This window comes from Chelatococcus sp. HY11, assembly GCF_018398335.1.
GTDB lineage: Bacteria > Pseudomonadota > Alphaproteobacteria > Rhizobiales > Beijerinckiaceae > Chelatococcus.
In genome coordinates this window covers 1,255,717-1,277,887 of sequence record NZ_JAHBRX010000001.1, presented here as the reverse complement: position 1 = coordinate 1,277,887, position 22,171 = coordinate 1,255,717, and the positions used below count along the sequence as shown (strand labels likewise).

General features: G+C 63.7%; 18 protein-coding genes. 11 read left to right on the top strand and 7 right to left on the bottom strand.

Annotated elements, in window-relative coordinates; all coding sequences use genetic code 11:
- Positions 1-5 precede the first annotated feature (5 nt).
- From KIO74_RS05980 to KIO74_RS05945, 8 genes are all read left to right on the top strand, one after another.
- Positions 6-1,013, top strand: a complete 1,008-nt coding sequence (locus tag KIO74_RS05980) for an ABC transporter permease (RefSeq protein WP_213331150.1) — start codon at positions 6-8, stop codon at positions 1,011-1,013.
- Positions 1,010-1,912 carry an ABC transporter permease gene (locus KIO74_RS05975; RefSeq protein ID WP_213331149.1) on the top strand — a complete coding sequence of 301 codons (903 nt, stop codon included), beginning with the start codon at positions 1,010-1,012 and terminating at the stop codon, positions 1,910-1,912. The genes KIO74_RS05980 and KIO74_RS05975 overlap by 4 nt, the downstream gene beginning before the upstream one ends.
- A complete protein-coding gene (locus KIO74_RS05970) occupies positions 1,884-2,903 on the top strand; it encodes an ABC transporter ATP-binding protein (RefSeq protein WP_213331148.1) in 1,020 nt (339 codons plus the stop codon). The genes KIO74_RS05975 and KIO74_RS05970 overlap by 29 nt, the downstream gene beginning before the upstream one ends.
- The gene (locus KIO74_RS05965; protein ID WP_213331147.1) at positions 2,900-3,907 is read left to right on the top strand and encodes an ABC transporter ATP-binding protein; all 1,008 of its coding nucleotides are present in this window, start codon (positions 2,900-2,902) and stop codon (positions 3,905-3,907) included. The genes KIO74_RS05970 and KIO74_RS05965 overlap by 4 nt, the downstream gene beginning before the upstream one ends.
- The gene (locus KIO74_RS05960; RefSeq protein ID WP_213331146.1) at positions 3,897-4,970 is read left to right on the top strand and encodes a C45 family autoproteolytic acyltransferase/hydrolase; all 1,074 of its coding nucleotides are present in this window, start codon (positions 3,897-3,899) and stop codon (positions 4,968-4,970) included. The genes KIO74_RS05965 and KIO74_RS05960 overlap by 11 nt, the downstream gene beginning before the upstream one ends.
- Before the next feature lie 16 nt (positions 4,971-4,986).
- Positions 4,987-5,988, top strand: coding sequence for a sigma-54 interaction domain-containing protein (locus KIO74_RS05955; RefSeq protein WP_213331145.1), 1,002 nt, complete (start codon positions 4,987-4,989; stop codon positions 5,986-5,988).
- Positions 5,989-6,174: 186 nt separating this feature from the next.
- Positions 6,175-7,533, top strand: coding sequence for an acyclic terpene utilization AtuA family protein (locus tag KIO74_RS05950; RefSeq protein ID WP_213331144.1), 1,359 nt, complete (start codon positions 6,175-6,177; stop codon positions 7,531-7,533).
- Between the two features lie 11 nt (positions 7,534-7,544).
- Positions 7,545-7,859 carry a DUF4387 domain-containing protein gene (locus KIO74_RS05945; RefSeq protein ID WP_213331143.1) on the top strand — a complete coding sequence of 105 codons (315 nt, stop codon included), beginning with the start codon at positions 7,545-7,547 and terminating at the stop codon, positions 7,857-7,859.
- A gap of 94 nt (positions 7,860-7,953) precedes the next feature.
- Here KIO74_RS05945 and rsmA read toward each other — a convergent pair whose 3' ends face one another.
- The 5 genes from rsmA to lptF all read right to left on the bottom strand — a co-directional run bounded on the left by rsmA (position 7,954) and on the right by lptF (position 14,711).
- Positions 7,954-8,745 carry a 16S rRNA (adenine(1518)-N(6)/adenine(1519)-N(6))-dimethyltransferase RsmA gene (rsmA, locus tag KIO74_RS05940; protein ID WP_502762102.1) on the bottom strand — a complete coding sequence of 264 codons (792 nt, stop codon included), beginning with the start codon at positions 8,743-8,745 and terminating at the stop codon, positions 7,954-7,956.
- 113 nt (positions 8,746-8,858) lie between these two features.
- The gene (gene pdxA, locus KIO74_RS05935) at positions 8,859-9,923 is read right to left on the bottom strand and encodes a 4-hydroxythreonine-4-phosphate dehydrogenase PdxA (RefSeq protein WP_213334361.1); all 1,065 of its coding nucleotides are present in this window, start codon (positions 9,921-9,923) and stop codon (positions 8,859-8,861) included.
- Between the two features lie 2 nt (positions 9,924-9,925).
- Positions 9,926-12,418: an LPS-assembly protein LptD gene (locus KIO74_RS05930; protein ID WP_249730869.1), complete on the bottom strand. Its 2,493-nt coding sequence runs from the start codon at positions 12,416-12,418 to the stop codon at positions 9,926-9,928.
- Positions 12,419-12,462: 44 nt separating this feature from the next.
- Positions 12,463-13,551: an LPS export ABC transporter permease LptG gene (gene lptG / locus KIO74_RS05925; protein WP_213331140.1), complete on the bottom strand. Its 1,089-nt coding sequence runs from the start codon at positions 13,549-13,551 to the stop codon at positions 12,463-12,465.
- Complete coding sequence (lptF, locus tag KIO74_RS05920; RefSeq protein WP_213331139.1) at positions 13,551-14,711, bottom strand: LPS export ABC transporter permease LptF; 1,161 nt, start codon at positions 14,709-14,711, stop codon at positions 13,551-13,553. Before lptF ends, lptG begins: the two co-directional genes overlap by 1 nt.
- A 320-nt stretch (positions 14,712-15,031) precedes the next feature.
- On the opposite strand from lptF, the gene KIO74_RS05915 reads away from it, so the two are divergent.
- Genes KIO74_RS05915 through KIO74_RS05905 form a run of 3 tightly spaced genes read left to right on the top strand, consistent with a single transcriptional unit; the run spans position 15,032 to position 18,738 of the window.
- Positions 15,032-16,525: a leucyl aminopeptidase gene (locus tag KIO74_RS05915; protein ID WP_213331138.1), complete on the top strand. Its 1,494-nt coding sequence runs from the start codon at positions 15,032-15,034 to the stop codon at positions 16,523-16,525.
- A gap of 50 nt (positions 16,526-16,575) precedes the next feature.
- On the top strand, positions 16,576-17,028 hold the full coding sequence (locus KIO74_RS05910) for a DNA polymerase III subunit chi (protein ID WP_213331137.1): 453 nt from the start codon (positions 16,576-16,578) through the stop codon (positions 17,026-17,028).
- A gap of 51 nt (positions 17,029-17,079) precedes the next feature.
- Positions 17,080-18,738, top strand: a complete 1,659-nt coding sequence (locus KIO74_RS05905) for a S10 family peptidase (RefSeq protein ID WP_213331136.1) — start codon at positions 17,080-17,082, stop codon at positions 18,736-18,738.
- A gap of 19 nt (positions 18,739-18,757) precedes the next feature.
- Here KIO74_RS05905 and KIO74_RS05900 read toward each other — a convergent pair whose 3' ends face one another.
- A complete protein-coding gene (locus tag KIO74_RS05900; protein ID WP_213331135.1) occupies positions 18,758-19,756 on the bottom strand; it encodes a hypothetical protein in 999 nt (332 codons plus the stop codon).
- Between the two features lie 321 nt (positions 19,757-20,077).
- Entirely contained in the window at positions 20,078-21,952 is a 1,875-nt protein-coding gene (locus tag KIO74_RS05895) for an ABC-F family ATP-binding cassette domain-containing protein (RefSeq protein WP_213331134.1), read from the bottom strand.
- Positions 21,953-22,171 lie beyond the last annotated feature (219 nt).

Genomic DNA, 22,171 nt, shown 5'->3' with positions numbered 1-22,171 from the left:
GTGCGATGAAGCCACTGGCGCTCCTGGGGCGCACGCTCCAGCTCGTTCCGGTTCTTCTCGGGGTCAGCGTGATCGTCTTCGTGATGATGATGCTGACGCCGGGAGATCCGGTGGAGATCATGCTGGCAGACCAGCAGGCAACGCCGCAGCAGGTCGAGACCATGCGTCATGACATGGGGCTCGACCGGCCGGCGCTGGAAAGGTTCGGCGTCTTTCTCGGCAATGCGCTCACCGGCAATTTCGGCTTGAGCTTCTTCCATCGCCGTCCGGTGTTCGACGTGATCGCCGAACGTCTGCCGGCGACGATCGAGCTGACGTTGGCTGCTCTTCTTCTCTCATTGCTGATCGCCATTCCTCTCGGCGTGGTGGCGGCGCTCAAGAAGAATAGCCTGATCGATAGGCTGGCGGCGGTCGGCTCGCTCTTCGGAATTTCGCTGCCCGGCTTCTGGTTCGGGATCATTCTCATCATTCTCTTCGCGGTCCATCTCAAGATCCTGCCGGTGGCCGGTCGCATGGATTTTGCCTGCGAAGTGCCGCCGATCACCTATCTCCTGACGATCGACAGCTTGCTGCGTGGGAGGCCTGACTGCTTCTCCAACGCGCTGTCGCATCTCGTGCTGCCGGCGTTCACGCTTGCGCTGCCGATGGCCGCTGTGCTGACACGCGTGCAACGCACAGCGATGATCGAGGTTCTGCGGTCGGACTACATCACCTTCGCCGAAGCCAAGGGTCTGTCACGAAGGCGCATCCTCTGGCGGCACGCGCTGAAGAACGCGCTTGTGCCGACGGTCACGGTGGCGGCCATCGAGACGGGCTCGCTCCTCGGCGGCAACATGGTGGTGGAGACGGTTTTCGGTTGGCCGGGGCTGGGACGGCTCGTCGTCGAGAGCATCTTCGTCCGCAACTATCCGCTGGTGCAGGCCGCCGTCCTGTTCTACGCCGTGACTTATGTTCTTCTGAATTTCGTCGCGGATATTCTTTATACGGTCCTCAATCCGCGAGTGAAATTATGACCGCGGTACCAGACGACGGGACGATCGCCCGGGAACGCATCGAAAGTCCGATGGGGCAGAGCCTCAGGCGCTTCTGGGCGGACCGGTTCTCTTCCGGGGCGATGGTGATCGTCCTTCTCTTCGTGCTTCTCGCCATTTTTGCACCTTTCATCGCGCCTCATGATCCCTATGAGACGGATCTGTTCCGGCGCCTGCAGCCGCCAGCCTGGATGGAGGGCGGCGAATGGAGCTTCATCCTCGGGTGTGACGGGCTCGGGCGCGATATTCTGTCCCGCATCATCTACGGCGCGCGCGTCTCGATCACCATCGGCCTCGCGGTTGTCATGATCGCGACGATGATCGGCATCGTCCTCGGCCTCGCCGCCGGCTATCTCCGCGGCTGGGCTGATATCGTCATCTCCCGGATCATCGATATCCTTCTCGGCTTTCCCTATCTTATCTTCGCGATTGCCCTGATGGCGATGATGGGACCGGGCCTCCAGAACATCATCCTGGCGCTCGTCCTGAAGGAATGGGTGGTTCCCGCCCGCGTTGTCCGTGGCGAGGTTCTGGCCGCGCGTGAGATGGAATATGTCGAGGCCGCGCGGGCGGTGGGGGCGCCGCGCCCCTACATCATGTTCCGCGAGATCCTGCCCAACATCCTCTCGCCGGTGATCGTGGTGTCAACCATCCGCATGGCGCATGTCATCATTCTCGAGGCGAGCCTGTCCTTCCTCGGTATCGGCGTGCAGCCGCCCACCGCCTCATGGGGCTCGATGGTGGCCGACGGCCGCGCCTTCGTCCTCGACGCCTGGTGGGTCAGTACCTTCCCGGGGCTCGCCATTCTCGCCCTCGTTCTTTCCATCAATGTTGCCAGCCAAGGCCTTCGCGATGCTTTTGACCCGAAGTTCAGCGACTGAAAGTCCGGCGCCGCTGCTCTCGATCCGTGGCCTGAAGACCTGCTTCCCGACACGCGCCGGGCTCGTCACGGCCGTCGACGGCGTCGATCTCGACGTCCAGCCGGGCGAATGCCTCGGGATCGTCGGCGAGAGCGGTTCCGGCAAGAGCGTGACCTTCGCCAGCGTGATCGGCCTCGTTCGCCCGCCTGGGCGGATCGCCGAAGGCTCGATCCATTTCGACGGCGCGGATCTCAGGACGCTCGATCCGAGCGGATGGAGGCGGCTGCGCGGGCGCGACATCGCGATGACGATGCAGGACGCGCTGACAGCGCTGAACCCGGCATTGACGGTTGCCGAGCAGATCTGCGAGGTGCTCATCGCCCATGCTGCGGATCTCCCGCGCCGCAATCGCCGGCGGTCCGCGCGCGAGCGGGCCATCGAGATGCTGCGGCTGGTCGGCATTCCGGCTGCGGAAAGCCGGATGGACGACTATCCGCACCAGTTCTCCGGGGGTATGCGCCAGCGCATCATGATCGCCATCGCGCTCGCTTGCCGTCCGAAACTGCTGATCGCGGACGAGCCGACCACCGCTCTTGACGTCACCATCCAGGCGCAGGTGCTGGACCTGATCAGCGACCTTCGCCGCGAACTCGGCATGAGCGTCGTCCTGATCACGCATGATCTTGGTGTGGTGGCCGAGCATACCGATCGGGTCGCGGTGATGTATGCGGGGCAGATCGTGGAGACCGGCCCGACGCGAGATCTGATCGAGCATCCCCGGCATCCCTATACCCGTGGCCTGATCGGCCTTATTCCGCGCCTGTCGGATCTCGATGCGCCCATCAAGCCGATCGAGGGGCGGGTTCCGGAACTGATCGGTCTCGGCGGCACCTGCCGCTTCCATGATCGCTGTGAGTTTCACCGGCCGGAGTGCCGGCATGACATCCCGATGCTGCCCGTGGGTGTCGCGCATGAGGCGCGCTGCATCCGTGCCGGGGAGGATCTGCCATGACACATCAGGGACAGCAGCCGTTGCTTGACGTTCGCAACGTGGAGAAGGTCTACCATCTCAACGACGGCATTCTCCAGCGGATCATGCGCGAGCCGCCGCGCGTGCTGCGCGCTGTCGACCATGTCAGCTTCTCCGTCCAGGCGGGCGAAACGCTCGGGCTCATCGGCGAATCCGGATGCGGCAAGTCCACGCTCGCCCGCACGGTTCTTCGCCTGCATGAACCGACATCCGGCAGCATCGTCTTCGACGGAACGGACATAACCCGGATTTCGCTGGGAGAGATGACCGCGCTGCGGCGACGCATGCAGATCATCTTCCAGGATCCCTACGCCTCCCTGAACCCGCGTAAATCGGTGGAGCAGATCGTCGGCCTGCCGCTGGCGCTGCATGGCGTGGCGAAACGCGGCGAGCTCCGCGATCGCGTCGTCGCCATGATGGAAAATGTCGGCCTCAAGAGCGCGCATCTCGGTCGCTATCCGCACCAGTTCTCGGGCGGGCAGCGGCAGCGCATCGGCATCGCCCGCGCGCTCATCCTCAATCCGAGCTTCGTGGTCTGCGACGAGCCGGTCTCGGCGCTCGACGTATCCGTGCAGGCGCAGATCATCGCGCTGCTCGGGACACTGAAGCGCGAGCTCGGCCTGACCTACCTGTTTATCTCCCACGATATCGGGGTGATTGGTCATGTCAGCGATCGCGTCGCGGTCATGTATCTCGGCGATATCGTCGAGATCGGGCCGACGCGAGCACTGCTCCGCGCCCCACAGCACCCCTACACGAAAGCACTGCTATCCGCCGTGCCGCAGATCGACGCCGGCAGTCGGCGGGAGCGGGTGAAGCTGACCGGCGATCTGCCGTCACCCCTGTCGCCACCGTCCGGCTGCAAGTTCCACACGCGTTGTCCCTTCGCTATGGAAATTTGCCGCCGCGAGGTGCCCGTTCTGCGCGAGCATGGCCGTGATGCCCTCGCGGCCTGCCACCTTCTGGAGATGCAGCATGCTGCTTGAGACAGGAACGCCGATGCTCCTTTCTGGGGATGCCTATGCGCGGGGACGGGCGCAGGCCGCCTGCGGTCCCACCCTCGCGGAGGCGGTGCGTGAGGCCATCGCCCTGCGCCTGGCGCAAGCCGCTCCCTTGCTGGCGCGTGGCGATGTCAGGGAATACCTCGATCGTCAGGAGGCCGATCTGGAAGGTGTCGATCCAGATGCCGCCGCTGAGACGCGCGGGATAGCCGACGGCTTCGACATCAACTACGCCGCGCTTCTCACGTACCTCCATCTCGGGCTGATTCGGGACTTCGCGCAGGATGGCTGTTCGGCATGGGCATGGGGGACGCCGGGCCATGACGACACGGTTCTCGTCAAGAACCGCGATTATCGGGGTGAGCATGTGGCGCTCCAGCGTGTCTTCCTGCATCGGGATCCCGCCCGGCCGGGGGAAGCCGTGTTGTGTGTCGGCAGCTTGGGGAGCCCCGGCGCGTTTTCCAGCGGCATGAACGCGAAGGGGCTCGCGATCGTCGACACCCATGTATCGACCCGCGACCATGGCCCGGGCCTGCTGCGCTACTTCCTGATGACGCGGTTGTTGTGGACCTGCGGCGATGTCGAGGCGGCGCTTGCCGTCATCGCTTCGCTGCCGCATGCCGGTGGTGGGTGCATCGTGCTCGCCGATGCGAAGGGTGAAAGCGCGGCCGTCGAACTGGGGCACAGCGCGCGGGCCGTGGAGCGGGGCGCGCCCTTCGTCGTGAAGACCAACCATTTCGTCGATCCCGCCTGCGCGCCCTTCTGGTTCCCTGTCGGCGCCGATCCCATGGCGACAAGCACCCGGGGGCGCTATGCGCGCCTCATGACATGGCTTGGCGCGCGCATGGAGCCGCCGCAACTGGCTGACATCGCGACGCTGATGGGCGGCCACGGGGAGCATGGCGAAGAGGCGCTGTGCCGGCACGGCCAGGACGGGGATTCCAGCACGATTTCCTGTTCGGTATTTGCACCTTCGAAACGTCGTCTCTACTTTTCAGCGCAACACCCTTGCGCCGGCGCGTGGAGCGTTTACGACTGCCGGCCCTGACGAGAGCGGGGTAATCTTGGCTTACGAAGCGGGGCTAATCGGCGAACATTCCTCCATCGTCGAAGTGAGGCGGCTCATCGACCGGGTGGCCCGCAGCGCGGCGCGCGCCGTGCTGATCTACGGTGAGACCGGCACCGGCAAGGGGCTTATAGCCCGTCTCGTCCACCAGCAGTCGGCGCGGGCGCCGCAGCCCTTCGTCGACGTCAATTGCGCGGCCATTCCAGACCAGCTTCTCGAGTCCGAACTGTTCGGCCACGAGAAGGGCGCCTTCACAGGCGCGGCCACGCGCAAGTCCGGCCTGATCGAAACGGCTAATGGCGGCTCGATTTTCCTGGACGAGATCCGCGACATGAATCTCGTCATGCAGGCCAAGCTCCTGACAGTCCTCGACACGCAGCGGATGCGCCGCGTTGGCGCGACGGCTGCGGTCGACGTCGATGTGCGCTTCATCGCCGCCACCAATCGCATCCTCCTGTCGGAGGTCAAGGCCGGGCGTTTTCGTGAGGATCTGTATTATCGGCTGCAGGTGGTGGCGATCAACTCGCCGCCACTCCGGGAGCGTGGCGACGACATCTTTGTCCTGACGGAGAACTTCCTGCGCCGGCTAAGCAGTCGCTACGGCCGCGTGGTCCGGGGGCTCTCGCCGGAGGTTCGCGACATATTCCGCCGTTACAGGTGGCCCGGCAATGTCAGGGAACTCGAGAACCTGCTCGAGCGTATTTTCATTCTCGAGGACGACGCCATCATTATCGCGCGGCATCTGCCGGACCGTATTCTGCGCGATGTCCGCGAGGCGGAAAGCACGCTGAAATCCCGGGCGCCACAGCAGGACGGACCGGAGCCGATAGACGTGCCCGACGAGCCACTCGACTATCACGAGGCCACGTCTCAATTCCAGGCCCGCATCATTCGCCAGGCCCTCGTCGCCACCCAGGGCAATCTCACCGACACAGCGGCGCGGCTCGGGCTGTCACGTCATGCCTTGCGCCACCAGATGCTGAAGCTTGGGATGACGTAGGCGCGCGCGTTTCACGCGTCGGCGCGCGAACCGCGCGGCAGGGCTGCCCGTTCCGCCTGCGCTCACGGATAGTGGATTTAAAAAGTCATTTTATATCAATATGATGCCTGAAATATCGGGCGTGGCACAAAACCTGCTGAACCGGGGATGCGCATCCTGTGATGCGCTTATGGGAGGTCCCTGGTTATGTCGCTTGTCCGGATTATCTGCCCCAATGGTCATTTGGGCTTCGCGCCTCTGAAGATCGACAGTTTCCTGCGAGGGGTCGATGCGAACCCGGATTTCATCGCGGCGGATTCGGGAAGCGACGACATCGGGCCCGTGCCGCTCGGCAGTGATACCTCAACCTCGCCGGAGGTCTGGCAGCGTCAGGATCTCGAAGCCATGCTTCTCGCGGCGCGGCGGATCGGAGTGCCCATGATCATCGGCTCCTCGGGGGATACCGGCACCAACAGCCGTGTCGACCGTTATGTCGCGATGATCAAGGAGCTCGCCGCCAAACACAGTCTCGCGCCCTTCAAGCTCGGCTACTTCTATTCGGAAGTCAGCAAGGAGCGGGTGCGTCAGGCCATCGGCTCCTCAGAGCCCGTGCTCGGGCTCGACGGACGCGAGTCCCTCTCCGAGAAGGAACTCGATGCCACCGACAGGATCGTGGCGATGGCGGGCGTGCACCCCTTCCGGCAACTGCTGGAGGAGGACTGTGATGTGATCATCGGCGGCCGTTCCAGCGATTGCGCGATCTTCGCCGCCGCGGCGCTCCATCGCGGCGCCGCCGAGGCGGACGCCTATTACCTCGGCAAGGTCCTGGAATGCGCTTCGTTCTGCGCTGAGCCCTACGGGGCCAAGGAGACGGTTCTGGGCGCCATCGACGATGGCGGTGTGACGGTCACGGCGATGCATCCGGACCAGCGCTGCACCATCGCCTCGGTCGCGGGCCACGCCATGTATGAGCGCTCCAACCCCTATGACGAGTTCGTCGCGGGAGGGCGCCTCGACATGCGCGACTGCCACTACACGCAGATCGATCCCCGCACCACGCGCGTCACCGGCCAGCGCTTCGAGCCCGCCAAACGCGTACGCGTCAAGCTGGAAGGCTCAGGCAAGGTCGGAGAGCGCTTCGTGGGCCTCGCCTCGGTGAGAGACCCCTATACCATTGCCAATATCGATGCGGTGATCGCCTGGGCGAAGGCGCAGGTCGTCGAGCGCTTCGGCGCCGACGGTTACGAATTGCACTTCAACATATTCGGCAAGAATGGCGTGATGGGCGACATGGAACCCGTCAAGACGCCCGCCCATGAGCTCTGCATCGTCGTGCAGGGCGTGGCCCCCACGGTCGAGATGGCGGAGGAGCTCTGCATGACGGGCACGCGCCAGCTGTTCTATGCCCGCCTGCCGGAGGTCAAGGGCACGGCCGGCGGTGTCGCCTTCGTTCTCGATGAAGTGCTGAAGGCGTCGCCGGCCTATCGCTGGACGGTGAACCACACATTGGCGGTCGATGACCCGCTTGAGCTCTTTCCAACGCACACCCTGACCGTCGGCGCATAAGGCAAAACATCATGACGAAGCTTTCCGAACTCGCCAAGACTATCCGCAGCAAGAACGCCGGCGTCGACAAAATTACCTTCGACATCATCTTCACCGACCGTGCGATCTACAAGAAGGTGCTCGCCAGCCAAGCTGTCACGGCCGCGAAAATTTCCAGCCTCTATGGAATAGCTCAGGAGCGGATTGCAGATTTCGTGGAATATGATCCTGGTTGCGCGATCAAGTTCACCATCTATCGCAACGCCCCCAGCGGCAGCGCGGGCGACAGCGACATCTTCGGCGCGCAGCAATATGCGCCGCTTCTGGATATCGACGTGCCCGTTTGACGGTGCCACCTGCCTGAGCTGGCTCGCGTCACGCGGGAATCAGCGGTGGGGCTGTCTCTATCCTGAGGCCCGAGCCCAGGGCGGGAAGAGCGCTTTACTTCAACGCCGAGAAGGCATTCGCCATGGCGATGAAGCCCTCGACGGGCACTTCCTCGGCGCGCGCCGTCGGCGCGATGCCCGCCGGCTCCAGCAGCGCGAGCGGATCGACATTGAGGCTCTTCAGGCTCTGGCGCAGCATCTTGCGCCGCTGGCCGAAGGCAGCCTGGGCGACGGTCTCAAGGGCGCGGGTCCCACAGGGCAGGGGATTGGCGCGCGGCACGAGCCGGACGATCGACGATGTCACCTTCGGCGGAGGCACAAAGGCCGAGCCCGGCACGTCGAACAGGATCGAGGCTTCGGTCCTCCAGCCGGCGAGGACAGACAGGCGCCCATAGTCCTTCGGCTTGTCAGGACCGGCGACGATCCGCTCGGCCACCTCGCGCTGGAACATCAGGGTGAGTGAATCCCACCATGACGGCCAAGGCGATGCCGTGAGCCAACCAACCAGCAGCGGCGTTGCCACGTTGTAGGGGAGATTGGCGACGATTCGGGCCGGGCCGCCGCCGAGATGAGGCGTGACATCGGCTTCCAGCGCATCTCCCTCGATGACGGTCAGCCGGCCGGGATAATGGGCGGCGATCTCCGCCAGTGCCGCGAGGCACCGGTGATCCCGCTCGATTGCCACCACATGCGCCGCGCCATGGGCGAGGAGCGCGCGCGTGAGGCCGCCCGGGCCGGGGCCGACCTCGACCACGGTCACCCCCTCCAGCGGCCCTGCCGCGCGCGCGATGCGGCCGGTGAGATTGAGGTCGAACAGGAAGTTCTGGCCGAGGGACTTCATGGCCATCAGGCCATGAGCACGTACCACCTCGCGCAGCGGAGGCAGGCCGTCAAACGCCAGCGGCTTGTCCGGGGCAGGGGTGGTGGTTCGAGGAGTGTGAAGGCGAGGAGTCATGGCATCTAGCCCGCTCTGGTAGCAGCGAGGCGCGCGGCGAGCCGCAGCGCGGCGCAGAGGCTGTCCGGACGGGCGATGCCGCGCGCGGCGATGTCGAAGGCGGTGCCGTGGTCCGGCGATGTGCGCACGATCGGCAGCCCGAGCGTGACATTGACGGCATCATCGAAGGCGATGGTCTTGATCGGGATCAGCGCCTGGTCGTGATACATGCAGAGGACTGCATCGTAGCTGGCTCGCGCTGCCGCATGAAACAGGGTATCCGCAGGCAGGGGGCCGCGCGCGTCGATGCCCTCGTCGCGCAAGGCCGTGATCGCGGGCGCGATGGTCTCGATATCCTCCCGGCCCATCGCTCCACCCTCACCAGCGTGGGGATTAAGCCCGGCAAAGGCGAGCCGTGGGGCCACGATGCCGAAGCGCGACGTGAGATCGCGCGCGACGATCCGTGCCGTCTCGACGATAAGGGCGGTCGTCAAGAGGCGGGGAACCTCTGCCAGAGCGATGTGGATGGTCACGGGCACGACGGCGAGCGCCGGCGACCACAGCATCATCACCGGCAAGGGTTCGGCGCTGCCGGCGGAAGAATGTTGCGCGGCGAGCGCGGCAAGATATTCCGTATGCCCAGGATGGCGAAAGCCGGCCTCATACAGGACATGCTTGGCGATTGGGTTGGTGACCACCGCGGCGGCGCGGCCAGTGAAGGTAAGCGCGACGGCCTCGTCGATCGATGCGATGGTGGAGGCTGCGGTCGATGCTGAAGGCCTGCCCGGCTCGACGGCCACTGAGTGGCCAGTGTCGACGATAGGAAGGGCGCTGGCAAAGGCCGCGCCGGCCATCTCGGGCGTCACGGTCGCCATCGGCAGGTCGAGCCCGAGACGCGCCGCGCGCGCTGCGATGAAGGCAGGGTCCGACAACAGGAAGAAGGGAGGAAGCGCCTCGCTGTCGCGCTGCAGCCAGGCCTTGATCGCAATTTCCGGCCCAATTCCGGCCGGATCCCCCTGAGTAACCGCCAGGGGGAGTGAGCCGAGGCCGGACGTCGCGGGCGGCGTGGACGCCGGCCGGGCTTTCGTCACGCTCAATTGGCGATACCGTCAGTCGCGCTGGAACTCGAGATGTTCTGGCTGAAGTTGACCGCGCCGAGCGTCCTGAGCTCAAGCGTGACCATTACGGCCTTGTCCGGCCGACGCGTACCGGTCGAGTCGTTCTTATAGGACGAGATATAGGTCACGCCCAGCGTCAGACATTCGTCCTGATAGCGCGCTCCGACCGACATGTTGGCGACGGACCAGCGATTGGACGAGCCCGTGGTGACACCGACGGCGGAATAGTTTGCCCGCTCTGTGATGTAGCGATCAAGGTCGAACAGAACCGAGCCGTTGACGGACCAGTTGGTCGACAGCTGGAGCGTCGCGCCTGTCAAGAGACCTTCACGGCGATAGGGATAGCCGATCTGCGGCTGCGCGGCATAGCGTGCATACATCGCATTGGCGGTCACCGGACCAACCTTGGCGTTAGCCTGAAGTTCCAGACGCTCAAGCGCGAAGGTATCCTCGTCAAAACGGCCGCGCCCGGTGAAGGAGAAGTTCTCGTTCGGCGCCATATGCACCCGGGCGATATAGTCCGAGTTGCTGGTCTCCAGGCCGGAATCGAGACCCGTATGGGCGATATCGTTTCCGGCATAGGAGTTTTTGCCGGCGATCTGGTAGGACTGGCCGATCAGGATGTCGCCGTATCCGCCGCTCTCGGTTGTGACCGAGTATTTTGCTCCGACATTGGCGCGAACGCCGCCTTCGACCCGGTCATAGCCCGAGAATTTGTTCCACTCGAAGATATTGGTGTCGTCGAACACGAGGCTCTGGGAGTCCTCGTTCGGTAGCTTGCCGATGCGTGTCTCCGAGGGACGCGCGATGATCTGCGCGATCGGCTCCACGATATGCGTGCCCCAACCCTGTGTCGTCGCGACGAAGGGATAGCGATACTCCAGCCCGACCGTCGGCATGACGCGCGCGGACAGATTGTCGTTCGGGTTCAGGAAGTTGCTGATTTCGGCGTTCTGGTAGTTGGTGGTCTTCAGGTTCATCGCGAAACCATCGACCCGGATGCCCGCGAAGGGCTTCCAGGTCTGGCCAAGCGGATCCACGAATTCACGCTGCCAGGTCGCGCTGGTGGAAATGCGCGAATAGCTGCCGCCGATGCCGCGCACGAGGCACTGGGCGGAGTTGAAGACCGTGCAGGTCTCATAGGTCGAGCCTACGGGGTAGTAGCCGTTCACGATACCAGGCACGGCCTGATACTGAGCGGCGGACCGGCTCAGATGGGTGATATTGGCGTCGAGCTCGATCTCGCCACCGATCGCCCACGGCGCCTGGATGCGCTTGTTGTAGTCCAGCGTCGGATAGACGACCGGCTGTTGCTTCTGCCAGTCGTCGTAGGACAGCGTGCGGAAATAGTAGCCGCGCATGTCAAAGAACCCGGTCTCGCTGCGACCGGTGAGATAGACGGTCGACGTCGATTCCTTGAAGAAGGTCGACGTGAGGCTCTCGCTGCGCACCTTGTAGTTCTCGAGGAACCACTTGTCGGACAGAAGCGCGACGTCCCAGCCCCAGGCCCACTGCTGGTTGATGTTGAATCGGCCGGTGGACTCGATCGAGCCGCGGAAATCCTTGTTGGCGGCGCCATAAGGGGGCTGGCTGAAGGCCGCCTTGTCCTGCTGAAAAATGCCGGCCGCACGGATGTTGTAGGAGCCTGTCTCGAACCGCTGGCGCCATTCCGCCTGCCCCAGAAAACCTTGCCGTGACAAGATGGTCGGCGTCAGGGTCAGGTCATAATCGGGCGCGATGGCCCAGAAGAATGGCGTCGAGGCGCCATAACCGAGGGCTGACGAATAGACATAGCGCGGCGATAGAAAACCCGTCTTACGCCTGACCGTCGGGTCCGGCGTGGAAAAATAGGGGATGTAGGCCAGCGGAATGCCGTAAAATTCGATGGTCGCGTCTTCATAGTAGATCATCCGCTCACTGTTGTTGTGGATGATCTTCGCGGCCTTCACCTGCCACAGCGGCGGGCGGGACGGGTCCTTCTTGCAGGCCTCGCAGGCCGTATAGGTGCCGCGCTGGAAGACAGTCGTCTCGCCAGCCGTGCGTTCGGCGCGTGGCGCCGAGAAGCGGGTCTTGTCGGCGGTCTCGACACGCAGGGTGTCGATGAAGCCGTCCTTGAAATCGTCGGTCAGCTCGAACCGGTCGCCGGTCGCGACAGTGCCATCGGTCTCCGTCAGCCGCGCATTCCCCTCCGCGAACACGCGATTGGTATTGCGGTCGTAGATGACGCGATCGGCCTGCAAGGCGCGGCCCTGATAATAGACATTGACGTCACCCACCGCCGCGACGGTGTTCTTGTCATTGTTATAGACAATCTCCCGCGCGTCGACGAGGAGCTTATCGGTCTGATTGGACTGGGCCCTCGCGGCGAGACGTTCGTTGACGGTCTGTGCGCTGGCGGCCGACGGCAACGTCAGCGCGGCGGTAGCCACCGTCGACAACAGAACCCACCCAACTTTGCCGAGAAACAAGCGCGTCCTCCTTGTCCACACGCTCCGATCCGCACGAACCGGCATCACCCGTCCTCTTGATAAAGAAGCGCGAGCGTACCGAGCAGACTCCCGACAACGGCCGCAAACCAAGCCGCTACCATTGGGCTAACGAGCCCGGATGCCCCGAGATCCTCCATGAGCTCCGTAGCGACATAAAGCATGAACCCGGCAATGACGCCACTCAGAACCATGCGTGCCACACCACCAAATCGGAAGAATCTTAATGAAACGGACGCGGCAACCATGACCATGGCGACGAACAGTAAAGGTCTGGCTAGCAGCGAGTCGAGTTGAAGGCGATAGGGCGTGGAATCCAAGCCCGCGCGCTCAGTCCGCTCGATTACGGACGGGAGTCGCCAAAATGGCACGGAACCCGCGGGCAGAAAGGACTCCCGTACCTGCGACGGTTCGAGGTTCGTGGCGATCAGATAGGTTGTATGGTTCTCTGGTTCACTCGTTCCGGATGTGACGCGAGCGTCCTTAAGCTCCCAGTAACCACTATGCAAATCAGCCTCACGAGCCTCCACGCGCTCCGTGAATTGCCCGCTCTGATCGAACAGGAAAAAAGTGACGTTGACGAGCGTCGCTGAGTCATTGTTGGCGGCGTCCGCCCGGATGATCGCCTGGCCGTCGACGCTGCGCTGGCGCACCCAGATATATTGACCCGTGGCGGCGGCGCTGCTGCGCGCGAAGATACGGGCCTCGATCACACCGGCCCTTTGCTTCAGCATGGCTGAAAGCGGATTGTAGAGCGTTATGACGCCGATGCCGAGAACAAGAGCCACAAGGACCGCTGGCTGAAGGAACTGCCAGGCCGAGATGCCCGCCGCGCGCGCGATCACCAGTTCCAGCCGGCGGCTCAGGTTGAGAAGCGTCACCATGCTGCCGAACAGGACGGCGAAGGGCATCACCTGTTCGACGACCGCCGGGGTGCGCAGAAGGGCGAGCATCACCATGAGGCCTGTGCTCGCGCCCTGGGCATCGCCAGCACGCCGCATCAGCTCCACGAAATCGAGGGTGTAGACGAGCAGGAAGACGGTCGCGAAGACCGCGAGAATTGTCTTGAGGAAGCGAAGGGACAGGTAACGTCCCAGCGTAGCGCCGATGAACATCAGGCAGACCCCGCCGTCGCGACGGATCCGATTGAACGGGTGTCGCGCTTGCGGAAGAGCGCTGACATCAGCCGACCAAGGCGATGCCCATAGAAGATGAAGACGAGGGAGATCAGGCAGCCGGCCAGTGGCGCGCCATAGACACCAAGCAGCGCCGCTGGCGACCTGACCGCGGCGCTCGACGCGGCAAAGCCGGCTACGCGTACCAAGAGAACGCCGACGATCGCGGCGAGGATGGCGGCGCCGCGGCCCTGCCGGGTGGTGCGGGCCTCACCCAGGGCGGCGAAGGCGATCAGCATGAAGGCGATGCAATAGAGTGGGGCGGAGAAGCGATCATGCAACTCGGCCCGGAACCGTCCTTCCTGGAGCTTGAAATAGGGTTCGTTCGCATCCGGACTCATCAAGGCCCAGGTCGAACGCTCGCGTGGCTTATAGATGACATCGGCCCCCTCCTGCGCGAAGACGGAAAGATCGATGGCATAGCGCTCGAAGGTCACGATCGCCGAATCCTTGCTGCCAGGTTCCTGCCGCTGCACCGATCCGGTCTCGAGCAGGAGGTAGCTCTGGCCCTTCACGTCCACGGCCTGGCCACGTTCGGCGATATAGACGACGACCTTGTTACGATCGCGCTGGTCCTGCAGGAAGATGCCCAGCAGGGCATCACCGGATTTCTCGCGGTAGTGGAAGGTGATCCCGGTGTCGAGGGTGGTGAACTGGCCTTCCTTGACGATATTGGCCACAAAATCCGCGCGGATCTTCGTCACCAGGTCACGCAGCGAGTTGAAGCTCTGCGGCATGAGGTAGACCGTCATGACGCCCACGGCCAGTGTCACGACCACGGTGAATGTGGCGAAGGGGCGAAGCAGCCTGCTTGGCGGAATTCCTGCCGCGCTCATCACGATGAGCTCGGAATCCCCGTTCAGGCGATTGAGCGCGTAGAGCGTCGCGATGAAAAGGGCAGCTGGCGCTATGATGGTGATGAGTGCCGGCAGCGACAGCAGGGTGACGACGAGAAAGATGCCGATCGTCTGTCCCTTGCCTGTGACGAGATCGAGCTCCTTCAGGATCTGGGTGATCCAGATCACGAGCGTCAACGCCGAAAGGCAGGCCAGGAAGGCGCCAACGACGTTGCGAAGGATGTAGCGGTCGATCAGCCCCATAGGTCGCGTACTCTACCGGTCCCTTACTCTTCACTCAGCGACAGCCGAGCTACCGTGTCGCGCACCATACGGCAAGTGAGCCAGCGCACAACAGATCTGCAACGTCTGCTTCTCCCCATCGAATTGCCGCCCAGGACAATTTCACGATGCCGAGGCATCCAGCCATCGTCGGCAAGCTGGGCGGTTTGAAGGCAATCGGCATGCATCCTGCCGGGAGCTCATCGCAGAGGAGGAACCATTGGCGGCCTTTTGTGCCATGCTATACCACTGTCTACCGCGAGACCGGCTGCGCGGTCGTGCGAGGATGGGAAGAGGATCTTATGGTCGAGCGCATCAAATTCGAGTTCAAGTCCTTTGGTAAACCGGGGGGCGGCAGCGTCGTCGTATTCGTGAATGATGCGCTCGAGACGGGTGAGAATGCGGCCGGTGCGCTCGGGCCGGAGGTTCTGGCGACCATCGCAAGGGCCGCGACCGCCGAGGCTTTCAAAGGCAAGCTCAAGAAGGTCCTTGTGATTGCCGCGCCGCAGGGCATCGAGGCAGATCGCCTTGTCGTGGTCGGCACCGGGCCGGCGGCAGACCTCGCCAAGCTCGACTGGGTCCAGCTCGGCGGGATTGCGCAGGGGCACCTCTCCGGTACACGTGCCAGCCTCCTGGTGGCGCTTCCTGGACATGATGTCACGCCGGAGGCCGCCGCCGATCTGACGCTCGGCATGCAGCTGCGCGCCTACACATTCGACAAATACAAGACGAAGAAGGACGCCGACGAGAAAGCCTCAAAGCCTCTCAAGGCCACGCTTTTCGTGTCGGATCCCGCCGCCGCCCGCCAGGTCGCCAAGGCACGTGAGGCTGTTGCCAATGGCGTGCTCACGGCGCGCGAACTGGTCAACGAACCGCCGAACGTGCTCTATCCCGAGGAATTCGCCGATCGGGCGGCCACGCTGGAGAAGGTCGGCGTCGATGTCGAGATCCTCGACGAGAAGCAGCTGAAGAAGCTTGGTTTCCGGGCGCTGCTGGGTGTCGCCCAGGGTTCGCACCGGGAGGCCCGTGTCGTCGTCATGCGCTGGAACGGCGCCGGCGCGAAGGACCAGCCCGTGGCCTTCATCGGCAAGGGCGTTACCTTCGATACCGGCGGCATTTCGATCAAGCCCGGTGCCGGCATGGAAGATATGAAGGGAGACATGGCGGGCGCGGCCTGCGTGGTCGGCCTCATGCAGGCGCTTGCCCAGCGCAAGGCGCGCGTCAACGCCGTCGGTCTCATCGGCCTCGTTGAAAACATGCCGGATGGGCGCGCGCAGCGGCCTGGCGACATCGTGACGTCCCTGTCCGGCCAGACCATCGAGATCATCAACACGGACGCCGAGGGCCGCCTCGTGCTGGCTGACGTGCTCTGGTATGCGCAGGACCGTTTCAAGCCGGCCTTCATGATCGATCTCGCCACGCTGACCGGGGCCATCCTCGTGGCTCTCGGCCAGGAGCACGCGGGGCTCTTCAGCAACGACGACACCCTGTCGGAACGCCTCGCCGCGGCGGGGAGAGAAACCGGTGAAAAGGTGTGGCGCATGCCGCTCGCGCCTGCTTATGACAAGATGATCGACTCGAAGTTCGCCGACATGAAGAACACGGGCGGGCGTTACGGCGGCTCCATCACCGCGGCGCAGTTCCTGCAGCGCTATGTGAAGGATACGCCATGGGCGCACCTCGATATCGCCGGAACCGGGATGAACGCGCCGCAGACGGACATCAACAAGAGCTGGGGTTCCGGCTGGGGTGTCCGCCTGCTCGACCGGCTGGTGCGCGACCACTACGAAGGGTGAGCGCGTCGCTTGAGGGATAACAACTTGGTGAGCATGGAAGCGGGCCGCCCGTGACGGAAGTGCTGTTCTATCATCTGCAGCGGCAGCCGCTGGAAGCGGTCCTGCCGACGCTCGTGGAGAAGAGCCTGGAGCGCGGCTGGCGGGTGGCGATCGAGTCTCCGGAGCGTGAACGCCTTGCCGCGCTTGACGATCACCTCTGGACTTATCGCGAGGAAAGCTTCCTGCCCCATGGCACGGAAGCCGATCCGGATGCGTCAAGTCAGCCGGTCGTGCTCACCACGTCACCCGACAACCCCAACGATGCGTCCGTGCGCTTCCTCGTCGATGGCGCGACCTTGAGTGTGGAAGCGGCTCGTTACGATCGCATTGTCGTCCTATTTGACGGTAATGACGATGAGGCGCTGGCTGAGGCCCGCGGCCAATGGCGTGTCGCCCGCGAGCAGGGTTTTGACGTCACCTACTGGCAGCAGGATGAACGAGGGCGCTGGCAGAAGAAAGCCTGACTGATTCCGGGCCTGCTGCTCATCAAAGGCCGTCATTGCCCGGAGGATCTTATGCCGTTGTCAGCCAGTTCCAATCGCCGTCGCGAGGATGAAGCGGGCGAAAGCCCGCGTTTTCGTCGTCCAGTCCGGACGGTCTTGACGGGCGCGCTTCTCGGGCTCGTGCTGCTGTCGCCGATCGAGGCGGCCAGGACCGTGGTGGCGCAAGAGGCTTCCCGCCAGGGGCAAGAGGCTTCCCGCCAGAGCGGGCAGGCCGAGGCGTCCCAGGGAGGGGGGCAACGCCAGCAACGGCAGACGGGCAGCGAGCCGGCGGACCTTCGCCTGCCCGCGCCTGTCACAACGAACCATAGCCTTTCCGAAGCGCTCGGCGCCCTGAAGTACAAGGCGACGGCCGGCAGCATCGTGCTCAGTGACCAGGCCGGCCGGCCGACCGCCGAGATTGCCTATGTGGCCTACGTTCTCGACGGTCAGGACCCGGCGACGCGGCCCATCGCCTTTGCCTTCAACGGCGGCCCGGGCGCGGCGTCCGCCTATCTGCATTTCGGCGCCATGGGGCCGCAGCGCCTTGCTTTCGGCAATCAGGGGCAGGGGCCATCGAGTCCGCCGGTCCTTACTGATAACCCGGAGACCTGGTTGCCCTTCACGGATCTCGTGTTCGTAGACCCCGTGGGCACGGGATACAGCCGCTTCCTGCGGGACGACCAGGACTTGCGCCAGCAGTTCTGGTCCGTCAACGGTGATGTTGCCGTGCTGTCGCGCTTCGTCACGCGCTATCTCACGGAAAACGACCGCTTACGCTCGCCGAAGGTTCTGGTCGGGGAAAGCTACGGCGGCTTCCGCGTGCCGAAAATCGCGCGCGCCCTGCAGGGAGACTATGGCGTCGGCATCAACGGCCTCTACATCATCTCACCGGTCCTTGACTTCAACCTGAAGGCGGACGGTCTGCCGTTCTCGACGGCGGCGCGGCTTCCAAGCCTCGTCGCGGCCGCCCGCGCCGCCAAGGGCGAACCGATCACGCGGGAAGGTCTGGCGGAGGTCGAGGCCTATGCCCTGGGCGACTATTTGGTCGACGTGCTGAAGGGGCCACGAGACAAGGCCGCCGTGGCCCGCATCGTCGATAGGGTCCATGAATTCACAGGGCTCGATCGCGATTTTCTGACACGCAGCGGCGGTCAGCCCGACATGTCCGACGTCGCGCGAGAACTCGGCCGACCACGGGCCGAGGTCGCGAGCTACTACGACGCGCTGATCACCGGCCTTGACCAGGATCCGTGGTCCGCGCGCGGCGGCTTCGACGATCCGGTGCTGGACGCGAGCATGGCGCCACTGACGAGCGCGGCGGTGGACTACACGCGGCGGGTCCTGAAATATGAGGTCAACCGTCCCTACGAACTTCTCAACGGGGAGATCAACAGGCGCTGGTCGTGGGGCACGCGGCGCGAGGGGCCCGAGGCCGGGCGTGATCTCAGGGCCGCGATGGCGCTCGATCCCTCCATGACCGTCGTGGTGATGCACGGTTTCACGGATCTCGTCACGCCCTATCTTGAGACGCGGCTCGTGCTGGACCGACTGCCGGCAACGATCGCCGATCCCGAGCGCCTGCGGCTCGAGGTCGTACCCGGCGGACATATGTTCTATACGCGTGACGAGTCCCGCAAGGCGCTGCGCGACAGCGCCGAACGGTTGTTCAAGGCTGCGGGTCGAAAATCCTGATCTCGACATTTCCGAAAGGCTAGTCGATCAGTTTTTTGGCAGCGGATTTTGCAGCCTGTTTGGTCAGACTGCTACGGGCACTGTTGAATTTGTCCCTAAAGAAGCCGGGAGCTTTTTCGATTGTCTGCACGATTTGGCCGGTAGTTGTTCCCGATCGCACATCATCCGTGTGGCTGTAATAGACAAAGCTCTTTTGGCTCGGTTTGAAATAATCTGGCCCGGTGCTGGCTTGCGGGCTTTCGAAATAGATTTTCGTATAGCGATGGTCCCGGGAAATGTCGTCGCCGCCCATGGCTAGCATACCGAAATAGCCGCGTATCTCGAGATGCCTGTACCCGAGCTTGTTCATGGCGGCCGCGAAGTCCTTGGCAAAGCCGCAGCCTGGATGGCTGTCATAGGCGGCGCCGTTGTGCTTCGACTTAACATATTGTGAGAAGCCGATGTAGAGGCGGAGAAAGCGGAAGTCAGCGGACAGGCCGGCGTCCTTCAAATGCCTGGCGAATTCGGACGGAGACCATGTCTTCTCGTTGCTGCAAAATGAATTGCTCACGAGCTTCTTGGGAGCGACGAGCGCGGCATTGGGGCGAGGCTCGGGAGTTCCGACGGTCTTCGTCCGCGAATAGGCGACCGGTTCTTCCACACCGCCGATGGCCTGCTCACCGGCATGGCCCGGGATATGAGCGTCCAGCATGATGTAGAGCTTGACGTCGCAGTCGAGGTCGCGCAGCGGACGCCTTGCGAGCCAGTTGCTCTCCAGCATGTCATCCGGCTTGTGGAGGATGCCGTAAAGGCCCTTTCCCGCCAAAAATCTCTGCTCGTTCCAGATCCTGGCCAGCTCCCTCAATTTCTCGGAGCGTATGGGAATATAGACAAGTCCCTGACGTCGCTGTTTCGGGGTTTCTGGCTCAGCCTCCCGGCTGGCTCCGACAGAGACAGCAAATTGCTGCTGCCTCTTGGCCCTTGGGGGCGGAACGGGGCTGGATCGAGAAGAGGCCGGCTCTGTAGGGCCTTCCAGCATGCAGGGGGCTCTGGTCTCGCTACCGCGTTTCGAGGGTATCACCCCCGTTGCACGGGCGACTGATTTGCCGAAACCTCGGGCGCCAGGAATTCTCCTGACGATCTCTGGAAGAGTGAGGAGCTTCATAAGGTGTCCGCCATCGGTGACATGTAAAAGTGTCACGTAGTATCGATCGGCGAATATTTTTCGCGATGCATGTAATGCATAAACAATGATGTTTTCCGATTAATTTTGTTTTTATTATTTATGACGATATTAATATAAATTATATATATGGTGTGTTTTTCTGCGATGATCGGCGTATGTGTGTCGCTCCGATCATTATTGCGCGTCTTCCAGCATCGTCGTCGCGTCGAGCCATTCGTCTTCCGTTCGCGCAAGCGCCTCGGCGGCCTCGTTGCGCATGCGCGCGAGTTCCGCAGCCTTGGTCGGATTGTCCCTGAAGGCGGAGGGGTCGGCAAGTGCGGTGTCGACCTTTTCAATGGCGGCTGTCAGCTTCGCGATGCGCGCGTCTAGTTCCGTGACGCGCTTGCGCATGGCATTGAGGGATGGGCGCGCCGCGCCGGCGGGCCGGGCCGGCGCGGCGGCGGGCGCCTTGATCTCCGGCTCGCGATTGCCGCCGCTGCCGGATTTGTCGAGGCCGAGCACGAGGCGGCGATAGTCGTCCATGTCGCCATCGTAGGACTTCACGGTGCCGTTCGAGACGAGCCACAGGCGCTCCGCGCAGGCCTCGATGAGGAAGCGATCATGGCTGATGAGGACGACGGCGCCGGTGTAGTCGTTGATCGCTTCCACGAGAGCCTGACGGCTGTCGATGTCGAGGTGGTTGGTCGGCTCGTCGAGGATCAGGAGATGGGCACCGCCGAAAGCCGCGAGGCCCATGAGGAGGCGCGCCTTCTCGCCGCCGGAGAGCTTCTCGACTGGCGTCTCGGCGCGCGCGCCGGAAAAGCCGAACTGGGCGGCGCGCGCCCGCTGCTTGGCTTGCGGGGCATCCGGCATAAGCGCCGCGATATGCTGCAACGGCGTCTCGGCCATGCTCAGCTCGTCAAGCTGGTGCTGGGCGAAATAGGCTGTCTTCAGCTTGGGCGAATGGGTCACCTGGCCCTTCATGGGCGCGAGGCGCCCGGAGAGGAGCTTGGCGAAGGTCGACTTGCCGTTTCCGTTCGAGCCGAGCAGCGCGATGCGGTCGTCCGGCAGAAGCGTGAGGTTGAGTCGATCGAGCACGGTGCGGTCGCCGTAGCCCGCGCCCACGCCCTCGATCGCGATGAGGGGCGGGGAGAGGGGGCGGTCTGGCCCCTGGAGATGGAAAGGCAGCACCTCTTCGCCGGCCACCGCCGCGATTGGCTCCATTTTTTCCAACCGCTTGAGGCGCGATTGCGCTTGCCGGGCCTTCGAGGCCTTGGCGCGGAAGCGTTCGACGAAGGCGCTCAAATGCTTGCGCTCGGCCTCCTGCTTCATGCGCGCCTTCGACTGCAGGGCCTGCTTCTCCCGCCGCTGGCGATCGAAGGAGGTGTAGCCGCCGCGATAGACCGTGAGCTTGCCCTGGTCGAGATGCAGGATGTGGTCGACGGCGGTATCGAGCAGCTCGCGGTCGTGGCTGATGACGAGCACCGTATGGGGATAGCGCCCGAGATAGTCGTAAAGCCAGAGCGTCCCTTCGAGATCGAGATAGTTCGTCGGTTCGTCCAGGAGCAGCAGATCCGGCTCGGTGAAGAGCACCGCGGCAAGGGCGACCCGCATGCGCCAGCCGCCCGAGAAGGCGGAACACGGGCGTGCCTGTGCTTCCGCGTCGAAGCCGAGGCCATGGAGGATGGAGGCTGCCCGGGCCGGCGCCGAATGGGCGTCGATATCGACGAGCCTGATCTCGATATCGGCGCGCCGCATGGGATCGGTCGTGGTTTCGGCCTCGGCCAACAGGGCGGCGCGTTCGGTATCGGCCGCCAGCACGACCTCGATCAACGTCTCCGGCCCTCCCGGCGCCTCCTGCGCGACCGCGCCGATGCGCCAGTTCTTGGGCCGGGTGATGCTGCCGGACTCGCCCGCTATCTCATCCTGTATCAACCGGAAGAGCGTCGTCTTGCCCGCGCCGTTGCGACCGACGAGGCCGACACGCGCCCCGCTGGGGACCGCGACGGTCGCTTGATCGATCAGGAGGCGTGCTCCGAGCCGATAGGTCAGTTCGTTGATCTGCAGCATGGCAGTCTTGTGCCGTTTGAGGGCTTTTCCCGCAAGTGCTGTGTGTGGATGCGAGCGATTTGCGGGTGTTACTTTGCGTGTGTTGCCTTGCCTTCGACATAGTCCGGTCGCGATGCTGCCTTGGACAAACGTGAGGACATGGTGTTGAAAAGCTGTGGACAACATGTGATTCGGCCAAAGTCATGCGTCTCGATGTCAGTTTGTTCTCCGTTCCCGCTC